Here is a 19815-nt window from a genome sequence, read left to right on the forward strand (position 1 = left end):
CATGACCGTGACGCTGCCCGTACCGGATGCGGAAGGGATCTACACCTTCCCCGACGACCTCATGCACGCCCACCAGCAGTGGACCGAGCACCTGTCCGAACGCCACCGCGCGCACGACCGTCAGATCATCGAGCTCAGGGCGCCGCACAGCGGGCACCGCTACTTCATCGAGATGCGGCGCCCGGCCGGCCGCCCGGTGCTCGCCATCGAACCGCACCACGACGACTTCGCCCTGTCCGCCTCCGGCACCTTCCTCGCCCATCCCCGGCCGCTCACCGTGGCCACGGTGTTCACCCGCTCCACCAGCGTCCACCCGGCCCTGGAGGACACCTACGGCACCGAGACCGTCGTATCCGACCTGCGCAGCCGGGAAGGCGCGGCAGCCCTGGCACCCTTGGTCGCCGACCGGATCCTCCTCGGCCACAAGGACGCCCAGCCCCCGTACCGCCCCTTCGATCAGCACCGCCTGGACCGGATCACGGACGAGCTCCGCGAGATCGTCGAAGCCCACCCCGACGCCGAACTCCTCGCCCCGGCTGCCGTCACCCGCCACCCCGACCATCTCCTCGTGCACGCGGCAGCCGTACGACTCCAATGTCGCTGGTTCTGGGAAGACCTCGCGTTCTGGGCCACCTACGCACTGGCCGGCTGCGACCAGCAACTCTTCCGAGCGCGTACCGGCCACGCCCTCGTACCCGAGCTGGTCGACATCACCGACGTCGTGCTCGACAAGGTCACGGTGCTGTACATGCACGGCTCGCAGATGCACCCCGCACGGAAGATGTACCGACCGATCCGGCACGCCTGGACCACAGCGGCCGACCTCCTGAGCGGTACGGGAGCCTTCGGGGAACGCTTCTACCGGACGGAGTCGCTGTGAAGATCATCGCGCTCGAAGGGCCCTCGTATGCCGGGAAGTCGACGGCTATTCGCCACCTGCGCACGCGCGGCATCGAACAGCGGGCCTTCGTCTCGGACTGCTACGTCCAGCACATCGACCGCCGCACCGACATCCCGCCCGCCCGCACCGCATCCGCAGCCGAACAGCTCGCCGCATTCGAGACATTCATGGGCATCGAAGGCACTCGCGTGCGCAAGGCACTCGTCAGCGCCAAGCCCGTCGTCCTCCTGGACCGTTCGGTGGACACCCTCCTGGCCCACGCCCACGCGCTCGACGCCCTGTTCGACTACGACAACCACCACCGCCTGCGCGACCGCCTCCAGGAACTACCGTTCCTGCGCCCCCACCACACCCTCTACCTTGATGTGCCGGCCGAAGAACTGGCCCTGCGCCGCAAGGCGGCCGGGCACGCGGCGGCCGAGTCCGAGTACTTCCTTCACGAGCCGGCGTTCCTCACCCACACGCGGGACTACTTCGTATCCGCAGCGCAGCCACCGGTGTCGAGGGAAGTGACCGTCATCCCCGCCGACACCAACTCGGACGCGGTCGCGCACGCGGTGGAAGCCCTCATCACGTACTGGACCAGGTGACCGGCCCATGCCCACAGCCCTCTTCGCCTGGCGACGCACCCCACCACCGTTCCTCATCGGCGGAGCCGAGGTCACCCAGCAACTCCTCGCCGAAGAACTCGCAGCAGCCGGATGGCGCACCGTCTACCTCGGCTCCCACCAAGCACCCTGGGACCAGACCCCCCAGATCGCCCACATGCAGACCTACCTCGACGCGAACAACACCGCGTATGAGGCGACCCAGGAGGGCCTGCGCTACAGGTGGAACGGAGTGGACTGCATCGCCGTACCGCAGCAAAGGATCACGACGATCCTGCGGTGCATGCTGTCCCGGGTGCGGCCGGACGTGGTGTTCACCTCACAGGAAGGCGCGGCCGACATCGCCGCCCGAGCCCGGCTCACGGCCCTCGTCGCAGGCATCCTGCACTCGGTGTCCAGGACGGGACTGGGCGTGCTCGACGGCCGTCCGCACCATGGACTGGCCGTCTCCGAGTTCGTTCTCCGACGTGCGCCCCGGACCGACGGCAGCCGACTGTCTGTCCTATACCCGCCCTTCACGCCTCCGAGGCCGGGGCAGGACCGCCGCGAGCGGACCAGGCCGGTGCTCATGGTCAACCCGATCCCGGCGAAAGGCGCCGACCTCCTGCACCAGCTCATCCGCCGCATGCCCGAAGAGCGCTTCACTCTGGTGGAAGGCTGGTGGAACACCGCCGCGGAGTTCGCCGGCTACCCCAACGTGAGGTACGTGCCGCGGGTCTACGACATGAGTCCCCTTTACCGCAGCCACCGCCTCCTGCTCGTGCCGTCCACGGTGGAGGACGCCTTCCCCCGCGTGATCATCGAAGCAGCGCTGCACGGGACCCCAAGCATCGGCACCGCCCGCGGCGGCATCCCCGAAGCCATAGGCAACGCGGGGATCGTGCTCTCCGCCGAGGCCGGCGCGGAAGAGTGGGCGGACGCCATCCGCGCCGCCGACCACCACACCCTGGGGGAGCAGGCTCGGCAACGAGCGACGGCCTTCACCAGCCCCCGCCTGCCGGACCTCGAAGGCCTCGGGATCTACCCTGCCGCGAACGCGTCCTCGACCTGATCCACCCGGTCCGTCCACCAGTGCAGCAACGCCTCGTCCGCGGTAAACAGGTCGTCGAAGGAGAAGTCACCGCGGTCGTAGTGGAACTCCAGCTGCCAGAAGTCCGTCATCCGCTTCCACCACAGTCGGCGAGCACCGTCCACCAGCGCAGACGGCTCCAGAGGCACCACGGATCGATATCCCTCGACGAACGCGGACACCCGCGCGAGGTCGAACACCCCGCCCACTCCGAACTGCACCTGAGCTGTCCGTACGACCTCTTCCGCGTACGGGCGCACCGCGATCCGGTCCCAGTCCAGGATGGCGGCAAGTTGCCCGCCTTCCCAGAGCAGATTTCGGTACTGCACGTCGCCATGCGTCCACCCGTGGTCACCCTCAGGCGTCGCGGATCGCGGACGATGACCGGCGTACTTCAGGACGAGGGCCCGCCGGTGGTCCAAGGCAGCAGCGACTTCCTTGTCGAAGTCGCTGCCTGTGCCCTTGTCGCGTACGGCCGCGGACAACCGCTCGGCCTTCTCCACCGCCCGCTCCGGCGACGTGACGTCCGCGATGATCGTCTCTGGCACCCCGGGCAGCAGCCCCCGACCGCAAGCCCTGCCCAGGCTCGCGTGCAGGCGTCCCAGGTGCGCACCCAGTGCGCTGACCTGGGAGAGGGTGAGATCAACACCTCGGACATGGGAGCCGGCCACCCAGGGGAACAGGCACCAGGAGCCACCGCCGGCCTGCGCCACCAGCGACCCCGACCTGGTGGTGACAGGGGCACTCACCGGGACACCATCGGCGCCGAGGGCGGCCAGCACGCCGAGATTGCGCTGCAACCGTTCCAGCGAGACATCCGTGACCCGCTTGAGAGCGAACCTCCCGGCGGAGGTGTCCAGCCTCCAGTTCGCGTTCATCAACCCGTCAGCGAGGTAGCGTCGATCCCGAACGTCTCCGAGGCCGAAGGCATCGATCAATTCTCCGAGCACGCTCTCGGCGATATCGCTTCGGGCCGGCACGGTGGCATCAATCACTCTACGGACGATACGCGAGCACGCCCCATTCAGGCACAACGATCACCCAGACGCCTGCCACTCGTCCTGGTGCCCGTCCCCGTCGTCAACGAAGCGAACCTGGGCCACTCCTTTCGGTGATCATGGGGATGACCAGCACCGGCGAGGACAACTGCATCGCGAGACTCGCCGGGTGGCGGACACGACATGGGGCGGCCCAGGTTCCTCCCCGGACAACGGCACCGACCCAGCAGATGGGACCCCGGCCAGTCCCGGCCGCGTACGTTTCTCACTCGTGCGCTGGGCGCTCGCACCTCGAACCACGTGGCAGGCACGCCGCCTCGCGGCCGAGTTCGGCCCAGGCATGGACGCCCGCACGGCATGGGGGCTGGCACGGCTGGCGCGGCATCCGGAGGAGCACGTGTACGCGATGCAGCACCTGGGCGGCGAGGAGAGCGGCAGCTGATCGAGGGCTGGTCGCCGAGGTGCCAGCACACCGCTGACTGGACCGACACAGAGCGAGGCTGGTTTCGCGGCCGTCCTCGCGTACGCGGATGGGTATTCGGTCGGCTACGCCCATAGCAACTCGTGCAGGAGTGGCCGGACAGGTGCCACAGTAGAGGCATGCTCGTAAGCCCAGCACAACAGAGAGGCACCAGCTCACCCGCAGCAGACCTTTTCGTTACGGAGCGGATGGCGTTGCGGAAGCGAGCGTGTGCCTCGCAGCTCTCGTGAACCGCTCGCGAATGCCTGCACGGGCTTCCTGGTTGTGCTTCAGCTCAGCCACGATCGCAGTCGCCTGGTCAAGGAACACGGAAAACCCGTCACCGTCTTGATGCGCGCGAGCTATTGCGGCCTCGGTGAGTTCGTGGGCCCGTTCCGCGCTCTCCAGCATCTCTGCGGCCCTCGGGTCCTCATGGAGCGGTCGACCGCTTTCCTTTGCCTGCGCCACGAGCTCTTGCATCTGCCTTGAAGCCTCCTGCATGGTCTCCCTCGCAGCTGCCATCGCTGGCGCTGTCTCGGTGGTCATGCGTTCGGTCGCCTCCGGAACCGTTGACATGGTCAGTTCCTTCAGCTTGGTGGCTAACTTCACGTCACGCCGAATGCTGTCGGCAAGCTCTTCCGCCTGCTGGGCCACCTCAGCTGGTCCCAGGATGTCGATCCTCCGAGCGCGCTCTGTCATGCGGCCAGCAGCCTCCTTAAGAGGGTTGCCGTCCGACGCTCCGGCGTCTCCCGGCAGACCCACGGAGTCGATGAGGCGAAGGCACTCGTCCCAAGCTGCCAGGAATCCTTCGTACGCCTGAAGGCGCTGTTGCCGCAGCCAATGGGCCTGATCGACTGCGGCCTGATCGCGAACTTGCTGCAACGTGGCTTGCGCACTCAGCAGGGCGCCCTTCTTCGCCGCCCGTGCTGACAGAGCTGCACCGACGACTGTGCCGGCTAATCCGAACACCGCAGCCACCAGGGCGATGACCAGTTCCTTCATGACAAGACATCATCCCGGCGATGGCGGGTGGGCGGAATGGGCCGTCCCGTGGACCTGGCTGCACTGCCTCTTACCTCCCTGGTCCCGCGGTTGGAGGACTGGCAGGCGGGGCCTGCTCAGTAGGCTGGTCCAACTGCGGCTGACGTCGCCGCTGCTCGTTGCGAAAGTCCTCCACGCGCGCTGCGTAAACAGCTTGAGGGCTTCGCGTCACGCTGCTGCGTTACCTACCAACCGTGCGGCGACCTGCCCGCCTTCCTCCTGATCGACTCACCATCGTCGCCGTCATAACCGGCCCTCATGGTCAGCGAAGACCCGGTCAGCCATCTCATCAATCTGATCCAGCAGGCTCCTCAGCTCGGCGGTCTTCGCACGGACGGAGACAGCATCCGCGAACTCCTCGTTGGAGATGTAGATGATCGGCTGCATGTCCCCGCCCGAGAGGGCGACCATGCCAGCCTCTAGGACCGGGTATTCGTCGCTACCCGCCACCTTTAGATTGTGCCGGCAGTGATCGAAGTGCGGCCCGGTCTCGGTGCAGTCGCGGTAGAGCTGACAGGCGAGTTCCTTGCCGCGTTCGCGGGAGATGAGCTGAGCGATGGCGCCGATGGTGGCCACCGGGTCCTGGGAGTCAGTGACGATCTCGGTGATCGTCTCGTACCAGGTGTCCAGGGCTGGGCTTCCGAGCCCGACCGCATTGGCAGCGACGTGGTTGGCCTTGAGCTGGGCAATGACACGGGCGGCGGGTGATGACGTCATGCTGCTGTCACCTCTGCTTCGACTCCGCACCTCTTGGCGAGGAGGTGGAAAACAGCGCTGATCCTGGCCAACGGGTCGGAGCCCGGCGCCAGCGGCGCGCAGATGATTACACCGTTGATGAAGTCCTCTATGCGTTCGTCAAGGCGTCCAGCTTCCCGCATGCGAGTGCGGAAGCCTTCCATGATCTCGCTGACGGCATCGGTGCGCTCAGTGATGTCGGCGCACGAAGCACACAGCCCATATTGGTTGCCGGTCTTGCCGGAGCGAATCGTTGCGGCGGGGCCTCCCTCATAGACGCACACGGAGGTGTCCTGGAGTGTCATACCGGTGTCACCTCCTGGCGCGCGAGGAGGACCCTGAGGGCTGAAAGACGGGTGCGCGGGTCCTGGCCGACAGGGACGACGAAGATCCGGTCGCCCTTCTGCTCCAGGTAATGGGCGACGTAGCCTTCGCGGAGCTCAGGCTCCAGGCCGGATGTGTCCCACTCCACCACGCGGAGGCCGTACTCGGCGGTGAGGGCCTCGAAGGCCGTCACCTGGTCGGATTTGACGTCGGGCGAGCGGTTCGGGTTGTCGTTGTCCGACACGAGAACTCGGCCCACTACCTGGTGCTCTTGCGCGCCTTGGGACTCCATGCGACTGGCGTCGTCGATGGTTGCTGCCGTCTGCGGCACTGCGCCTCCTCGAATCGAGTAAAGGGTTGTGGTCTCGTGGCGGGGATACGACCCGCGGCTGAGTCCCTGTCTTGATAGACGTCCCGTCAGGCACGGTCGAGGTGGATGCCTCGTTCGAGGGGACCCCTTCCGGGAAGCCGGCTACCTCTCGGTGGGAAGCACGTACAATGCGCCGCTTCAATGCGGCCACTTCCGACTTTCCAGTCACCAAACGATCGAATCCCGCCCAAGAACGACCATCGGCCGTATGTGTCGCCGCCGCTCAGCCACCCTGGCAGCCAGGACTTACCACTGATCAGAGCTGACAGGAGAGGCAGTGGGAGAAGGACGTCAAGATGTGGACGGATACGTAACCGACCCGCCGGTAATCAAAGAGCTGATGAGGCTCAGTGATCTGAAGGAGGCTTACGAGCTTGCCCAATCAGCAGCTCATCTCGGTTTCGGCGTTCGGATCAGCAACGTGATGAACACGCTTCCGGATCGGACAGCCCCCAGCAACGAAGCCCACCTGCAGGAAACGTGGACGGTGGAGATCCTCGATGACGTGCCGCTGGACCCCGACGAGCTGAAGGGGACTTGACACATCCGAAGAAGGCACAGCACCGGCATCCTCGGCGCCGAGCAGACCGCACTCCCCGGCAGCGCCTCACTCTTCAGGCTCCCGGGCTGGACATGTGCTGCCGCAACGCCGCGTCACGGCGCGCACCTCAGCAATGCCCTCCCCGCATGCCTGCCAGGACTAGGGCAGTCCAGGGATCCCCCTTGGAGCTTCGTGCCCATTGCGTGCCCTTGAGAGCGGAAAGCAGCGGTCAACAGCGGCGCAAACCGACCCGCACGACCACCCAAGGAGATGACGTATGCCCAGGTCAGAGGCATAGCCCCCGCCCAAGCGCCGTCGCTTCCCAAGCTGAGAGCGCGAGTTCGATTCTCGTCACCCGCTCCACATAGAAACCCCAAGTCAGCGACTTGGGGTTCACTTGTTGTCTAGGCCAATTTGGGGTGCGGCACGCCGCGTCACAGCGCCATCGACGCTCCTCGGAGCCAATGGCGCACGCAGCGCGTCTCAGACAGGGGCCGGCCAAGCCGGACTACAGCAGGGCGCCGGTCCGCCGCATCACCAGGGCAGGGGCTCAGGGCGGCGGTTCCACCACCACCCGTGTGCCGAGGCGGCACCCTCCGCAGGAAGCAGCTCCTTGCGGAGCAAGCCGCCGGTGTCGTCGACTGTCAGCTCGACGAAGAGGGCGTCCAAGGACTCAAGGGCGTTCTGCATCAGTGCGGAGACCGTCCCGGGGAGTTGTTCGCTCACCCGCTCAAGTTCGTCCCTCGCCTCGAGTCGTTCAAGGTACAGATCAGGTGGACACCAGCCGGACGGGGCCCATGCGGATTCCATGTGCCGGACGAGCTTCTCCCAGGCCCCCAGGGAACTCCTCGCTTCCCAGAACGCTGTTCCCGGCGTGTTGGTCTCCTCCGGAAACATGCGGTGCAGATGCCCGGCGAAAACGTCCTTGACCGGGGTGGCAATCTTCAGTTCGCGGACCACTTCGGGGATGCGGGCGACAGTGACACGCGGAAGTCGGCTGACGGGGGCCTCAACCGTGTCAATCACGTAGTGGGCTTCTTCGTCGTCCGAGTCATACAGGCGTGCTCTTGTGATCAGCCCGTCTTCCGTGGCCAGCCAGTACGCGCTCGGCGGCACTTCCTCGGCGGGAAAGAGGACGACGGTACCCGCCACCCGGGCGAAGGCTGATGCCAGCTGGCGCTCGCTGGGTTGTGGCTGCACGGACTCCTGGACGTAGATGTCCAGGGACGTGGACACGTCCCCCAGCACTGTTGCCATTTCGCAGAACACCAGGGCGTCCCAGTTGCGCAGCTCTTGGTCGGTGTCCTCGTCGGCGACGTCCACCTCCTGCTCCCGCACATTCAGACACCGCGCGAGTGCCGCTGTGACGGTGTCGAGGCTCAGAGACTCCACGGTGAGGAGGTTGTACGTCATGGCTGATAGGTCCCGTTGTAGATGTCCAAGGCCTTCTGCACGATCCCTGGATTGTTGGTGAAGCGCGGTGCGCGGGTCAGCTGCGGGGCTGCGCTGATGTCACCCTTGGCTTTGACGATCTCTTTGAGCGCGGCGTACTCGTTCCGGTCGAGCTTGACGATGCCCTTGCCGCTGTCGGGATACACCTTGCCCGAGGGTTCCACCTCATACAGGCGCCCGTTGACCTCGTAGCGGCTGAGGTCTTTGTCCCACCTGCCCTGGCCCGCAGCGATGTCAGCGAGGTCCTGATTCACATGCTGCTCGTAACCACGAAGGATCACACTGTTCACTGTCTTGATCTCGCCGCTTCCTGCCCCCGCGACAGTATGCCGAGCGTGCGGGTACATGAGGCTTTTGCCGGCCGCTGGCCCCTTGACGCCATCGACCACCGGCCATGGCCCCCGTCCCGGCCCGGTCCCGCCGGTTCCGGAGCCACTGACCCTCATCGCGTAACCGTTGCCGACGGCGAGGTCCCCAGAAGCTCCTGCGAGATCACCCGGTATCCCGGTCAGGGCCATGCGAGGTCCGGCGAGATCGATGTCGATGCTGTCGAAAAAGCTGGTCAAGCCTCCGGCGCGAACGGCTCGGTAAGTGGCGCCGGCCCCTCCGAGGAGACCACCGGTGAGGGCCCCGTACGCGCCGGCCTGCCGTGCCTCATCGAGGCTGAGTCCGCCCTTCTGCTCGCCCAAAGCGATAGAGACAGGCTGCGTGACGGCGAGATCCACCGTGATGGATTCGACGCCGGCGAAGGCTGCGGTGGCCAGGGTGGTGCCCGCGATGGTGGCGATCTCCTCGGTCACTGCGATGCCCAGGCCGGCGGCCATGTCCGCGACAGTGACCGCTGCCGCTGCTGCCGCGCCCTCCGAGATGCCCGCGGTGAAGATGGCCAGGGCCGTGCCGGCGACGAGTGTGGCGCCGACGATCTCCAGCTCGTGTTCCAGCTTCTTCCTCGCGCTGTGTACGGCGTCCGCGTATGCGTCCAGGGCCTTGGCCATGTCACGAGCGGCGTCGGCCAGATCCTTCAGCCAGCCTTGCCCATCGTGGTAGTAGCGACGCCAGTACGGGTCGTCGAAGGCGGAGATGGCCTCGCCCTTGTTGTGCTCGATGATGGAGCGCGCCGCCTTGTTGGCACCGGAGGTGACATCGTCGACGTCGTCGGCGAAGTCCCTCCACGCCTTCGCGGCGTCCCGCAACCCGTCTTCATCGGCGTCCGGCCACCACATGCCCGTAAGGTCCTGGACGACCTTGCGGGCCTTGTCCGCGACACTCACTTGCCGTCGCCCTTGGTGTCGCGATCAACGCGGATCCGGCTGAACATGCCTCGGATCAGCTCTTCGTTGTCGATGTGCCCGTCGGCCATGTCGACCATGGCTTCGCGAATGCTGGCCAGGCCGTCAGCGAGGATCTGGGTGGACTGCTCGATCTGTTTGACGTGCGGGCCGTAGGCCTTGTGGAACTTCTCGCCCTGCTCGTCGTCACCCCAAGGAGAGCCGGCCGCAGCCAGCCCGCGCTTCAACTTGGTGAGCGCTTGCGCGAGAGCAACGCTCTGATCGTGAAAGTGAGGTGCTGTCGCCTTGAGGTCGGCGATCTTGATGTCGAGTACCTCGCCGCTGTCACCCACGACTCGACGTCTCCCCCTCCGTTGACTGAGGCGTGAGCAGGCTCGCCCGTGACGGCCCTGCGTGATTGCCTCGTTCGGGGTGCAGCCTTCTTCCTGGATGTGCGGGACTCGCTGGAAGGCAGACGGCGGCCCTCGCCTGCAAGGACCGGGACGGTAGTGCTGCGGCAGCCGGCAGAGCGTGCACCATGACGGACTCGAAGCCGTTCGCCCACCCGCCTGCGCACGCGCAAAGAATCTTCCGAGACCGGTCCTCGCACCAACGTAGTACCGGGGTCTGTAGAGCACATGCGCGCAGGACCCCACACCCTCTTACGTGGTCGTGCCCTCGGCGTGCCCTTCAGGACGGACAACTACGGTCAACAGCGGTGCCATCTCGCCCACACGAGAGCATCACCAGATTGCATACGCCCAAGTCACAGCCGCTCTGGCCGCCGAAGCGCCGTCGCTTCCCAAGCTGAGAGCGCGAGTTCGATTCTCGTCACCCGCTCCACATAGAAACCCCAAGTCAGCGACTTGGGGTTCACTTGTTGTCTAGGCCAATTTGGGGTGCGGCACGCCGCGTCACAGCGCCATCGACGCTCCTCGGAGCCAATGGCGCACGCAGCGCGTCTCAGACAGGGGCCGGCCAAGCCGGACTACAGCAGGGCGCCGGTCCGCCGCATCACCAGGGCAGGGGCTCAGGGCGGCGGTTCCACCACCACCCGTGTGCCGAGGCGGCACCCTCCGCAGGAAGCAGCTCCTTGCGGAGCAAGCCGCCGGTGTCGTCGACTGTCAGCTCGACGAAGAGGGCGTCCAAGGACTCAAGGGCGTTCTGCATCAGTGCGGAGACCGTCCCGGGGAGTTGTTCGCTCACCCGCTCAAGTTCGTCCCTCGCCTCGAGTCGTTCAAGGTACAGATCAGGTGGACACCAGCCGGACGGGGCCCATGCGGATTCCATGTGCCGGACGAGCTTCTCCCAGGCCCCCAGGGAACTCCTCGCTTCCCAGAACGCTGTTCCCGGCGTGTTGGTCTCCTCCGGAAACATGCGGTGCAGATGCCCGGCGAAAACGTCCTTGACCGGGGTGGCAATCTTCAGTTCGCGGACCACTTCGGGGATGCGGGCGACAGTGACACGCGGAAGTCGGCTGACGGGGGCCTCAACCGTGTCAATCACGTAGTGGGCTTCTTCGTCGTCCGAGTCATACAGGCGTGCTCTTGTGATCAGCCCGTCTTCCGTGGCCAGCCAGTACGCGCTCGGCGGCACTTCCTCGGCGGGAAAGAGGACGACGGTACCCGCCACCCGGGCGAAGGCTGATGCCAGCTGGCGCTCGCTGGGTTGTGGCTGCACGGACTCCTGGACGTAGATGTCCAGGGACGTGGACACGTCCCCCAGCACTGTTGCCATTTCGCAGAACACCAGGGCGTCCCAGTTGCGCAGCTCTTGGTCGGTGTCCTCGTCGGCGACGTCCACCTCCTGCTCCCGCACATTCAGACACCGCGCGAGTGCCGCTGTGACGGTGTCGAGGCTCAGAGACTCCACGGTGAGGAGGTTGTACGTCATGGCTGATAGGTCCCGTTGTAGATGTCCAAGGCCTTCTGCACGATCCCTGGATTGTTGGTGAAGCGCGGTGCGCGGGTCAGCTGCGGGGCTGCGCTGATGTCACCCTTGGCTTTGACGATCTCTTTGAGCGCGGCGTACTCGTTCCGGTCGAGCTTGACGATGCCCTTGCCGCTGTCGGGATACACCTTGCCCGAGGGTTCCACCTCATACAGGCGCCCGTTGACCTCGTAGCGGCTGAGGTCTTTGTCCCACCTGCCCTGGCCCGCAGCGATGTCAGCGAGGTCCTGATTCACATGCTGCTCGTAACCACGAAGGATCACACTGTTCACTGTCTTGATCTCGCCGCTTCCTGCCCCCGCGACAGTATGCCGAGCGTGCGGGTACATGAGGCTTTTGCCGGCCGCTGGCCCCTTGACGCCATCGACCACCGGCCATGGCCCCCGTCCCGGCCCGGTCCCGCCGGTTCCGGAGCCACTGACCCTCATCGCGTAACCGTTGCCGACGGCGAGGTCCCCAGAAGCTCCTGCGAGATCACCCGGTATCCCGGTCAGGGCCATGCGAGGTCCGGCGAGATCGATGTCGATGCTGTCGAAAAAGCTGGTCAAGCCTCCGGCGCGAACGGCTCGGTAAGTGGCGCCGGCCCCTCCGAGGAGACCACCGGTGAGGGCCCCGTACGCGCCGGCCTGCCGTGCCTCATCGAGGCTGAGTCCGCCCTTCTGCTCGCCCAAAGCGATAGAGACAGGCTGCGTGACGGCGAGATCCACCGTGATGGATTCGACGCCGGCGAAGGCTGCGGTGGCCAGGGTGGTGCCCGCGATGGTGGCGATCTCCTCGGTCACTGCGATGCCCAGGCCGGCGGCCATGTCCGCGACAGTGACCGCTGCCGCTGCTGCCGCGCCCTCCGAGATGCCCGCGGTGAAGATGGCCAGGGCCGTGCCGGCGACGAGTGTGGCGCCGACGATCTCCAGCTCGTGTTCCAGCTTCTTCCTCGCGCTGTGTACGGCGTCCGCGTATGCGTCCAGGGCCTTGGCCATGTCACGAGCGGCGTCGGCCAGATCCTTCAGCCAGCCTTGCCCATCGTGGTAGTAGCGACGCCAGTACGGGTCGTCGAAGGCGGAGATGGCCTCGCCCTTGTTGTGCTCGATGATGGAGCGCGCCGCCTTGTTGGCACCGGAGGTGACATCGTCGACGTCGTCGGCGAAGTCCCTCCACGCCTTCGCGGCGTCCCGCAACCCGTCTTCATCGGCGTCCGGCCACCACATGCCCGTAAGGTCCTGGACGACCTTGCGGGCCTTGTCCGCGACACTCACTTGCCGTCGCCCTTGGTGTCGCGATCAACGCGGATCCGGCTGAACATGCCTCGGATCAGCTCTTCGTTGTCGATGTGCCCGTCGGCCATGTCGACCATGGCTTCGCGAATGCTGGCCAGGCCGTCAGCGAGGATCTGGGTGGACTGCTCGATCTGTTTGACGTGCGGGCCGTAGGCCTTGTGGAACTTCTCGCCCTGCTCGTCGTCACCCCAAGGAGAGCCGGCCGCAGCCAGCCCGCGCTTCAACTTGGTGAGCGCTTGCGCGAGAGCAACGCTCTGATCGTGAAAGTGAGGTGCTGTCGCCTTGAGGTCGGCGATCTTGATGTCGAGTACCTCGCCGCTGTCACCCACGACTCGACGTCTCCCCCTCCGTTGACTGAGGCGTGAGCAGGCTCGCCCGTGACGGCCCTGCGTGATTGCCTCGTTCGGGGTGCAGCCTTCTTCCTGGATGTGCGGGACTCGCTGGAAGGCAGACGGCGGCCCTCGCCTGCAAGGACCGGGACGGTAGTGCTGCGGCAGCCGGCAGAGCGTGCACCATGACGGACTCGAAGCCGTTCGCCCACCCGCCTGCGCACGCGCAAAGAATCTTCCGAGACCGGTCCTCGCACCAACGTAGTACCGGGGTCTGTAGAGCACATGCGCGCAGGACCCCACACCCTCTTACGTGGTCGTGCCCTCGGCGTGCCCTTCAGGACGGACAACTACGGTCAACAGCGGTGCCATCTCGCCCACACGAGAGCATCACCAGATTGCATACGCCCAAGTCACAGCCGCTCTGGCCGCCGAAGCGCCGTCGCTTCCCAAGCTGAGAGCGCGAGTTCGATTCTCGTCACCCGCTCCAGATTGAAACCCCAGGTCAGCAACCTGGGGTTTGTTCGTTTCAAGAGCAGGCTGGGGTGTCGTTATTCACGGTCCATGGCCGGGACACCGGCCCGGCCCGCCATCAGGCAGAGCCAGTAGACCGGTTCGTGTCGTTCGATTCACGCGACAGGTTGCGGTGGTCGTCCGTCATGGTCCAATTACGTAGCGTCGTAATTGCTCCTACCGCGGCGAAGCACAGCCCTGCGGTCGTACCGAACGCGCCCCCCGCGTAAAGGATCAAGTCAGCGATGCCCGTCCCGGTCGCGTACTTGAGAGCGGCGACGCACACGGCGACCAGCAGGGAGAAGAGCACGATCACCAGAAGCCAGAGTGCCCAGGCGACGGACCAGGACAGGCGCGTGGGGTCGGTGGTGGTCATGATCGGGGCTTCCTTTCGCTGTCCCGAGAGGAGGGCGAGGCGCTCGCCAGCTGGTCGACGAACAGCCCTCGTGCGTGGGTGATGGCTGCCGCCAGTTCCCGGTGGGCATCGGAGCGCTCCCCGAGGAGCGTCAGCAGTTCGGCGATCTCCTGCTGCACGTCGAGGGGCGGAAGCAGGACTTCCTGGCGCCCCAGTGCGTCCTTGGTGATGAACGGAGCCGCAGTGGCGGCCGCTCGATCCCTGACCCAGTTCACGGCGTCCGGACGGCTCAGCACGGCGAGCAGGTAGGGAGGCAGGACTCCGACGTCCTGGCGGCAGCGGAGCCTGATCACGTTGGAGCTCATGAGCCACCCCGTCTGGTCCCCCCGCACCATGGCCGGTGGCCCCATGGCGCCCGAGCGGACACAGACGATGTCACCTGGCGCGAGTCGGTAGCGCGTCAGCCGTTCTGCGAGCTCCGGCGAAACGCGCTCGTCGGCGCTGTCGGTCACCCGCCCGTCCCGCAGGTGTTTAGGGAAGACGACCGGCACCACGCCGTACGGAGTCCGGTCCCGCGGCGCCAGCAGCGCGTGCGACGGGCCGGTCTGGATCTCGCACAGCTCCGCGAGCGTGGCCCTGTGCCGAGGCGCCTGACGCACCCGGCTGGTCTCCAGCTCGGCGAGCAGGCCGACGGTGCGCTCGTCCAGTTCGGCGCATCTCTCCCTCAGCCACGACACCTCGGCCCAGGCTTCCGCCTCCGCCATACCGGCCGTGCCGGAGTCCGGGGCCGGCGACCGACCGATGTGGTCGATCGGATTGAGCGAGTAGTCGTTGCGGCGCAGCGCCTCCTTGTCGACGCGCGCGCTGGGTACGGTCGCCGGAGGTGGGTCGTCCGGTCGGGCGGGTCCTTCCCAGGGGCTGAGAGCCAGGTACGAGTCGAGGACGGCTTGGACGTCGTCGTAGGCGAGCACTCTGCGCCCGCCGCGCCGCATGGCGCCCAGGTCCCGCGCGTCCAGGAACAGGACATGGTCACCGGCGTCGGCCGGGTGCCGCAGCAGCCACACGCACACGGGTACCGGGGTGCCGGAGAAGAGTTTGTCGGGTAGCGCGACAACGCACTCCACGACACCCTGCTCCACCAGTGCCCGACGGATCGCCCGCTCCGCCGCGTTCCCGGAGTTGCCGGCCTTGTTCGGCATGACCACCGCTGCGCGCCCGCCCTCGGCCAGGACGGACAAGGCGTACTGGGGATAGGCAAGGTTGTCGTTGCCTACCGGAGGAGCCCCATAGGGCCAGTGCCCGGTGCGCGTTGTCTCCTGCGAGGTGTCCTTCATATTGAAGGGCGGGTTGGTGAGAACCAGATCGACCGGCTCCTGGGGCCAGTTCTCCTCCCAGGGACGCCCGCGGGTCTTCAGCTGCAGAGCGAACGGGACTCCGCGCAACGCCAGGCCCATACTGGCCAGCGACAACGTCACTCGCTTCGGCGTCTGTCCCAGCAGCCTGGGCAAGGGAGCGTCGGCGGCGCCGGGCCTGCGTCTCGCCCACATGGCGGTGTCGGCTGCCGCGCCGAGGAGTTCCCCACCACGGAAGTACAGGTCGTACACGCTGCTCGGGGGGCTTTTCCTGGCCGCCCGTCCCAACGCCGCCATCAGGCGTGCCACCGGGAGCGGTGTGAAGAATTCCCGGCTGCGCAGCTGCGCGCGCTCCTCGTAGTCCTCGATCAACAGCTGGAAGGCATTCGGGCCGAGCGCACCGACCAGTCGGACGACCTGCGCGAGGTCCTGGAACCGCCGGGGCTCCAGGCGAGCGAGTGCATTCTGCATCTCGGGCAGCGATCCCATGCCGCGCAGCACCGCGTCCGTTTCCGAGCCGACCAGCTTGAGCAGGGCGATGCTGGACCGCGGCTCGGCACCGGTCATGACGTACGCCTGCACCTTCTGCCAGCAGCCCGGGCTCGTCTCCCGCAGGAAGAGCAACGCGGCCAGCAGGCTCAGATAGGTGACCGCCTGATCCGCGCCTCCCACCCGCTCGGCCAGGGGCCCCATGAGCTTGCGGACGATCTCGGCATCCCGCGGATCCGGCCTTTCGCTGGGACCGAGCGTGAGCCCGGCGTGCTCTCGCGCCGTCCCCTCCCGCGCGACGGAGGTGCCCGGCCAGTGCCGCCGCGCCCGGTCGCCGTAGGTGGTGAGTTCGCCCTCCCCCGATTCCCGGCGGTGCGACGGCACCCGCCTTCCATCGAGCCAGCCGAGGATCTCGGACGCGTTGAAGTAGTCCTGGCCAGCGGTACGTCGGGGGGTGGGAAAGTCCGCCGCCCGCCGCTCCCATGTGGTGACCGCCGCGCGTGTCACCCCTGCCATGGCCGCAATCTCCGTGCGCGTCAGAAGGCGATCACCGTCAGACATGCCCGTTCTGTTCTTCATCACGCCTCGTATTCCTTCGAAGTAGCCCTGGAGTGGCGTTCGTTGGGCATGAGCCTAGGGCGGTCGTCGCGCTGCCGTCTCATGAGTACTTCAAGTACTCAGATACCGGCTCCTGGCACACCCGTGAACGAGCCAAGAGCAAGGCGCCAGTTTTGTGCATATTTGACCCTCGCTACTTTCGCCATCGACGCTGGTTCGCGACCTAAGGATGATTACGGGCTTAACACTTTGGATGAGACGGCAGCTTGTGGCGACATCGATCCCCGCTGTTAGGAAGGCTCGCGCAAGCCGTGCCGGCCCGGGATGTCGACCGCGGCGATCCACTCCATCGGGCTGCCTCCCCACCTCGGGCAGCAAGGTCCTCGCATTGAGGACCGAGGTCTTTACTGGCCAGGTAAAAACGTCGATCTTGAGCCGCTGAATCTCGCCGCGCTCGCCACCTTGGGTACCAGGGTGCCCGTCGTGGAGATCGAAGTGGCATCCCAGTCGCGCAGGTCCTGGTCTGTGTCCTCGTCGGCGACGTCCACCGCCTGGACGCCCACGTTCAGGCACTGCGCAAGTGCGGCCGTGACGGCGTCGGGAGTCAGGGGCTCCGCGATGAGGAGTCCAGGGTCTTCTGTACGGCCTCTGGGTTGTTTGTGAAGCGCGGATTCCGTGTCAGCTGCGGTGCTGCGCTGAGGTCGCCCTTGGCCTTGGCGATCCGCTGGAGGGCGGCGTATTCGTTCCGGTCGAGCTTGACGATGCCGCGCCACTGTCGGGGTACACCGTGCGCGTGTCCTCGACGCCGTACGTGCGCCCGTTTACCTCGTAACGGCTGGTGGCGTCGTCCCAGACGGCCTTGCCGGCCGCGATGTCGGCGATGCCCTGGTGAATGTCCTGCTCGTAGCCGCGAAGAACAACACTGTTGGCCTCTCTGACATTGCGGCCACCTCGCGCAGCTGGATCGGCGAGCCCCTGCCAGAGTGGGTCATCCACAGGGATGTGGAAGAGCAGCACGGGAATGCCGTGGCGTCGAAGGGGCTCTCGGAGCGGCCTTGCCGGGTCGGGATCTCGCTGCTGTCCCGCACGTTCCCCGACCAGCCATCAGGCGTTCGCCACCGCCGGCGTCAGGCGTGCCGCGCTCCGCAGCGAACGGGAAACGGTCAAGGCGAAACGATCTGTGGATCTTCGCGGCAACCTTTTCGACCTCTCGGACCACTCAGCGTTGTCCGGCCAAGTGGTCCGGTCAGATGCAACAGCTGAAAGAGAGCACAGGCATGTCCCTGGAACGAGAGCACAGACATGTCCCCGGTCCCCCCACGTCATCCGCGGCGTCCCGCGGCAGCGGCCACCGTGCCGACGGCGGCGCGCGCGGTGGTCGCCCGAGGCACCGTGGCCGTCGGTTGCTCGCGCATCGGGGTCTCTGGGCGGGTCTCACCATGGTGGTCGTGGCCGGCTCGGCTGTCGTGGTCAGCCAGGCTTCGGCGCAGCAGAAAACCCTGGATCTGAAGAAGTGGTACGTGCTGGTCAACCGCAACAGCGGCAAGGTGCTGGACGACCGCGCCTCCGCCACGAGCGACGGCGCGGCGGTGGTGCAGTGGGCGCGCCACGGCGGGGCCAACCAGCAGTGGCGGTTCATCGACGCGGGTGACGGGTACTACCGGCTGAAGAACCGGACCTCCGGCAAGGTGCTGGACGACCTCGGCTGGTCGAAGACCGCCGGCTCCGCCATCGTTCAGTGGAAAGACCTGAACGCCGAGAACCAGCAGTTCAAACTGGCCAAGTCGCCGAACGGCTACGTGCGTTTGGTCAATCGCTTCAGTGGCATGGCTGTCGGTGTCCGCAACGCCGCCGAGGCCGACGGGGGCAAAGTCGTCCAGAACCGCGACCGGGGCGGTGCCGATCAGCAGTGGAAGCTCGTCCCGGCCGGGAGCGTCGGCGGCGCCGGTACGCCCACCGCGCCGGGCGGCAGCGTTCCCGCAAGCCAGACTCCGAGCGGCACGCGACCGTCGCCGTCGTCGCCCCCGGCCGGTGGCGGCAGCTCGACGAAACGCTTCATGGGCAGTGACAAGGTGCTCATCGGCGGCTCGATGTCCGACGCCTCGGCGACCGCCGCGCCGTTCGACATGCGCTACGCCTATGTACACAGCCAGCCCGCGCCCTCGTCGGACTATTACACGGCAGCGCGCTGCCAGGACGCGTGGTCGAGCTGGTGGGGCTGCTGGAACGGCAGCACCACGGCGCCCGGCACGTACGTGACCTGGCGGGACGACGTGGCGGCCCACGCGACGTACAAGGGCAGCCCGCGTCCACAGAAGATGCTCTGGACCTGGTACTCGTTGCGCGACCTCGGGGATGCGGCAGGCCAGGGCGACGGCCCGGGCGAGGTCAAGGCCATCAACCGGCTTGACCTGCTCACCCGGTACCTGAACGACTACCGTTTCTTCCTCCAGAAGATCGGCAAGTCGCACGACGCGATCGACCTTGAGCCCGACTTCTGGGGCTACGTCCGGTCGCTCGGCAATCCGCACCAGGTTCCCGCACAGGTCTCGGGCGCGAATCCGACGGATTGCGGATCACAGGAGAACAGCGCCGCCGGACTCGCCCAGTGCCTGATCTCGATGGCGCACAAGTATGCGCCGAACACCGCCGTGGGGATGCACCTTTCTTGCTTCGACTGGGAGACCAACCCACAGGCTTGCGTCAAGGACTACGCGAGCCTCGGGGCGCAGCACGCCGACTTCCTGGCCACCGATGTGTCGGACCGCGACGCAGGCTGGTACGCACTGCCGGCCCACGGCGGCAGTGACCACTTCTGGACCGACCAGAAGGCCGCCGCCGCGCTGCAGTTCTACAAGACGATGGCCGAGTCCGTGGGCAGGCCGGTGGTCCTGTGGCAGATCCCCGTGGGCAACAAGGCGCAGAACAACACCCGCAACCATTACAAGGACGACAAGGTGGACTGGTTCTTCGCACACATGAACCAGGTCGCGAACGCCCATGTCGCCGGCCTGTTCTTCGGTCCAGGGCAGGAGGAACAGACCACGGTCGAGTCCGACGGCGGGAACCTGATCAACAAGACGATCGCCTATCACAACTCGGGCGGGACAGCACTCAAGTAGGTGAAGCTGACGGGCTGAGAAGTTCTCCGGTCGGCGCCGGCCATGCCGCGCAGGGCCAGGAGCCCACCCATCAGCCCGACAAAGCCTCGCCGAGCCTCCGTCCGGT

The 19815-nt window shown here is 66.5% G+C and carries 20 protein-coding genes; 6 read left to right on the forward strand and 14 right to left on the reverse strand.

Annotated elements, in window-relative coordinates:
- The first annotated feature begins 1 nt into the window (after window position 1).
- The 3 genes from ACZ4U1_RS38750 to ACZ4U1_RS38760 are packed head-to-tail and all read left to right on the forward strand — an operon-like array spanning window position 2 to window position 2560.
- The gene (locus tag ACZ4U1_RS38750; RefSeq protein ID WP_467908870.1) at window positions 2-880 is read left to right on the forward strand and encodes a PIG-L deacetylase family protein; all 879 of its coding nucleotides are present in this window, start codon (window positions 2-4) and stop codon (window positions 878-880) included.
- Window positions 877-1491, forward strand: a complete 615-nt coding sequence (locus ACZ4U1_RS38755) for a hypothetical protein (protein ID WP_467908871.1) — start codon at window positions 877-879, stop codon at window positions 1489-1491. The genes ACZ4U1_RS38750 and ACZ4U1_RS38755 overlap by 4 nt, the downstream gene beginning before the upstream one ends.
- Before the next feature lie 7 nt (window positions 1492-1498).
- Window positions 1499-2560 (forward strand): glycosyltransferase, encoded by a 1062-nt coding sequence (locus ACZ4U1_RS38760; protein WP_467908873.1) that lies wholly within the window; start codon window positions 1499-1501, stop codon window positions 2558-2560.
- Here the strand turns inward: ACZ4U1_RS38760 and ACZ4U1_RS38765 are convergent.
- On the reverse strand, window positions 2530-3573 hold the full coding sequence (locus tag ACZ4U1_RS38765; protein ID WP_467908874.1) for a phosphotransferase: 1044 nt from the start codon (window positions 3571-3573) through the stop codon (window positions 2530-2532). The genes ACZ4U1_RS38760 and ACZ4U1_RS38765 overlap by 31 nt on opposite strands.
- 274 nt (window positions 3574-3847) lie before the next feature.
- Here ACZ4U1_RS38765 and ACZ4U1_RS38770 point away from each other — a divergent pair, with 274 nt between their 5' ends.
- On the forward strand, window positions 3848-4018 hold the full coding sequence (locus ACZ4U1_RS38770) for a hypothetical protein (RefSeq protein ID WP_467908875.1): 171 nt from the start codon (window positions 3848-3850) through the stop codon (window positions 4016-4018).
- A gap of 216 nt (window positions 4019-4234) precedes the next feature.
- Here the strand turns inward: ACZ4U1_RS38770 and ACZ4U1_RS38775 are convergent, their stop codons facing one another.
- The 4 genes from ACZ4U1_RS38775 to ACZ4U1_RS38790 all read right to left on the reverse strand — a co-directional run bounded on the left by ACZ4U1_RS38775 (window position 4235) and on the right by ACZ4U1_RS38790 (window position 6467).
- Complete coding sequence (locus tag ACZ4U1_RS38775; protein WP_467908876.1) at window positions 4235-5038, reverse strand: hypothetical protein; 804 nt, start codon at window positions 5036-5038, stop codon at window positions 4235-4237.
- 282 nt (window positions 5039-5320) lie between these two features.
- On the reverse strand, window positions 5321-5794 hold the full coding sequence (locus tag ACZ4U1_RS38780) for a hypothetical protein (RefSeq protein WP_467908877.1): 474 nt from the start codon (window positions 5792-5794) through the stop codon (window positions 5321-5323).
- Entirely contained in the window at window positions 5791-6117 is a 327-nt protein-coding gene (locus tag ACZ4U1_RS38785) for a hypothetical protein (protein WP_467908878.1), read from the reverse strand. The genes ACZ4U1_RS38780 and ACZ4U1_RS38785 overlap by 4 nt, the downstream gene beginning before the upstream one ends.
- A complete protein-coding gene (locus ACZ4U1_RS38790; RefSeq protein ID WP_467908879.1) occupies window positions 6114-6467 on the reverse strand; it encodes a hypothetical protein in 354 nt (117 codons plus the stop codon). Before ACZ4U1_RS38790 ends, ACZ4U1_RS38785 begins: the two co-directional genes overlap by 4 nt.
- 337 nt (window positions 6468-6804) lie before the next feature.
- On the opposite strand from ACZ4U1_RS38790, the gene ACZ4U1_RS38795 reads away from it, so the two are divergent.
- Entirely contained in the window at window positions 6805-7047 is a 243-nt protein-coding gene (locus tag ACZ4U1_RS38795; protein ID WP_467908880.1) for a hypothetical protein, read from the forward strand.
- Between the two features lie 534 nt (window positions 7048-7581).
- Here the strand turns inward: ACZ4U1_RS38795 and ACZ4U1_RS38800 are convergent.
- From ACZ4U1_RS38800 to ACZ4U1_RS38840, 9 genes are all read right to left on the reverse strand, one after another.
- Entirely contained in the window at window positions 7582-8460 is an 879-nt protein-coding gene (locus ACZ4U1_RS38800; RefSeq protein WP_467908881.1) for a hypothetical protein, read from the reverse strand.
- Window positions 8457-9770 (reverse strand): WXG100-like domain-containing protein, encoded by a 1314-nt coding sequence (locus tag ACZ4U1_RS38805; protein WP_467908883.1) that lies wholly within the window; start codon window positions 9768-9770, stop codon window positions 8457-8459. Before ACZ4U1_RS38805 ends, ACZ4U1_RS38800 begins: the two co-directional genes overlap by 4 nt.
- Window positions 9767-10120, reverse strand: coding sequence for a hypothetical protein (locus ACZ4U1_RS38810; RefSeq protein ID WP_467908884.1), 354 nt, complete (start codon window positions 10118-10120; stop codon window positions 9767-9769). The genes ACZ4U1_RS38805 and ACZ4U1_RS38810 overlap by 4 nt, the downstream gene beginning before the upstream one ends.
- A 661-nt stretch (window positions 10121-10781) precedes the next feature.
- Window positions 10782-11660, reverse strand: coding sequence for a hypothetical protein (locus tag ACZ4U1_RS38815; RefSeq protein ID WP_467908881.1), 879 nt, complete (start codon window positions 11658-11660; stop codon window positions 10782-10784).
- A complete protein-coding gene (locus ACZ4U1_RS38820; RefSeq protein WP_467908883.1) occupies window positions 11657-12970 on the reverse strand; it encodes a WXG100-like domain-containing protein in 1314 nt (437 codons plus the stop codon). Before ACZ4U1_RS38820 ends, ACZ4U1_RS38815 begins: the two co-directional genes overlap by 4 nt.
- A complete protein-coding gene (locus ACZ4U1_RS38825; protein WP_467908884.1) occupies window positions 12967-13320 on the reverse strand; it encodes a hypothetical protein in 354 nt (117 codons plus the stop codon). Before ACZ4U1_RS38825 ends, ACZ4U1_RS38820 begins: the two co-directional genes overlap by 4 nt.
- Window positions 13321-13912: 592 nt before the next feature.
- Window positions 13913-14209, reverse strand: a complete 297-nt coding sequence (locus tag ACZ4U1_RS38830; protein WP_467908885.1) for a hypothetical protein — start codon at window positions 14207-14209, stop codon at window positions 13913-13915.
- A complete protein-coding gene (locus ACZ4U1_RS38835; protein WP_467908886.1) occupies window positions 14206-16545 on the reverse strand; it encodes a type I restriction-modification system subunit M/S in 2340 nt (779 codons plus the stop codon). Before ACZ4U1_RS38835 ends, ACZ4U1_RS38830 begins: the two co-directional genes overlap by 4 nt.
- Window positions 16546-17265: 720 nt before the next feature.
- The gene (locus ACZ4U1_RS38840) at window positions 17266-17604 is read right to left on the reverse strand and encodes a hypothetical protein (RefSeq protein ID WP_467908887.1); all 339 of its coding nucleotides are present in this window, start codon (window positions 17602-17604) and stop codon (window positions 17266-17268) included.
- Between the two features lie 422 nt (window positions 17605-18026).
- Between ACZ4U1_RS38840 and ACZ4U1_RS38845 the strand changes: the two genes are divergently transcribed.
- Window positions 18027-19709, forward strand: a complete 1683-nt coding sequence (locus ACZ4U1_RS38845; protein ID WP_467908888.1) for an RICIN domain-containing protein — start codon at window positions 18027-18029, stop codon at window positions 19707-19709.
- Window positions 19710-19815 lie beyond the last annotated feature (106 nt).

The organism is Streptomyces sp. NPDC028928, assembly GCF_055564915.1.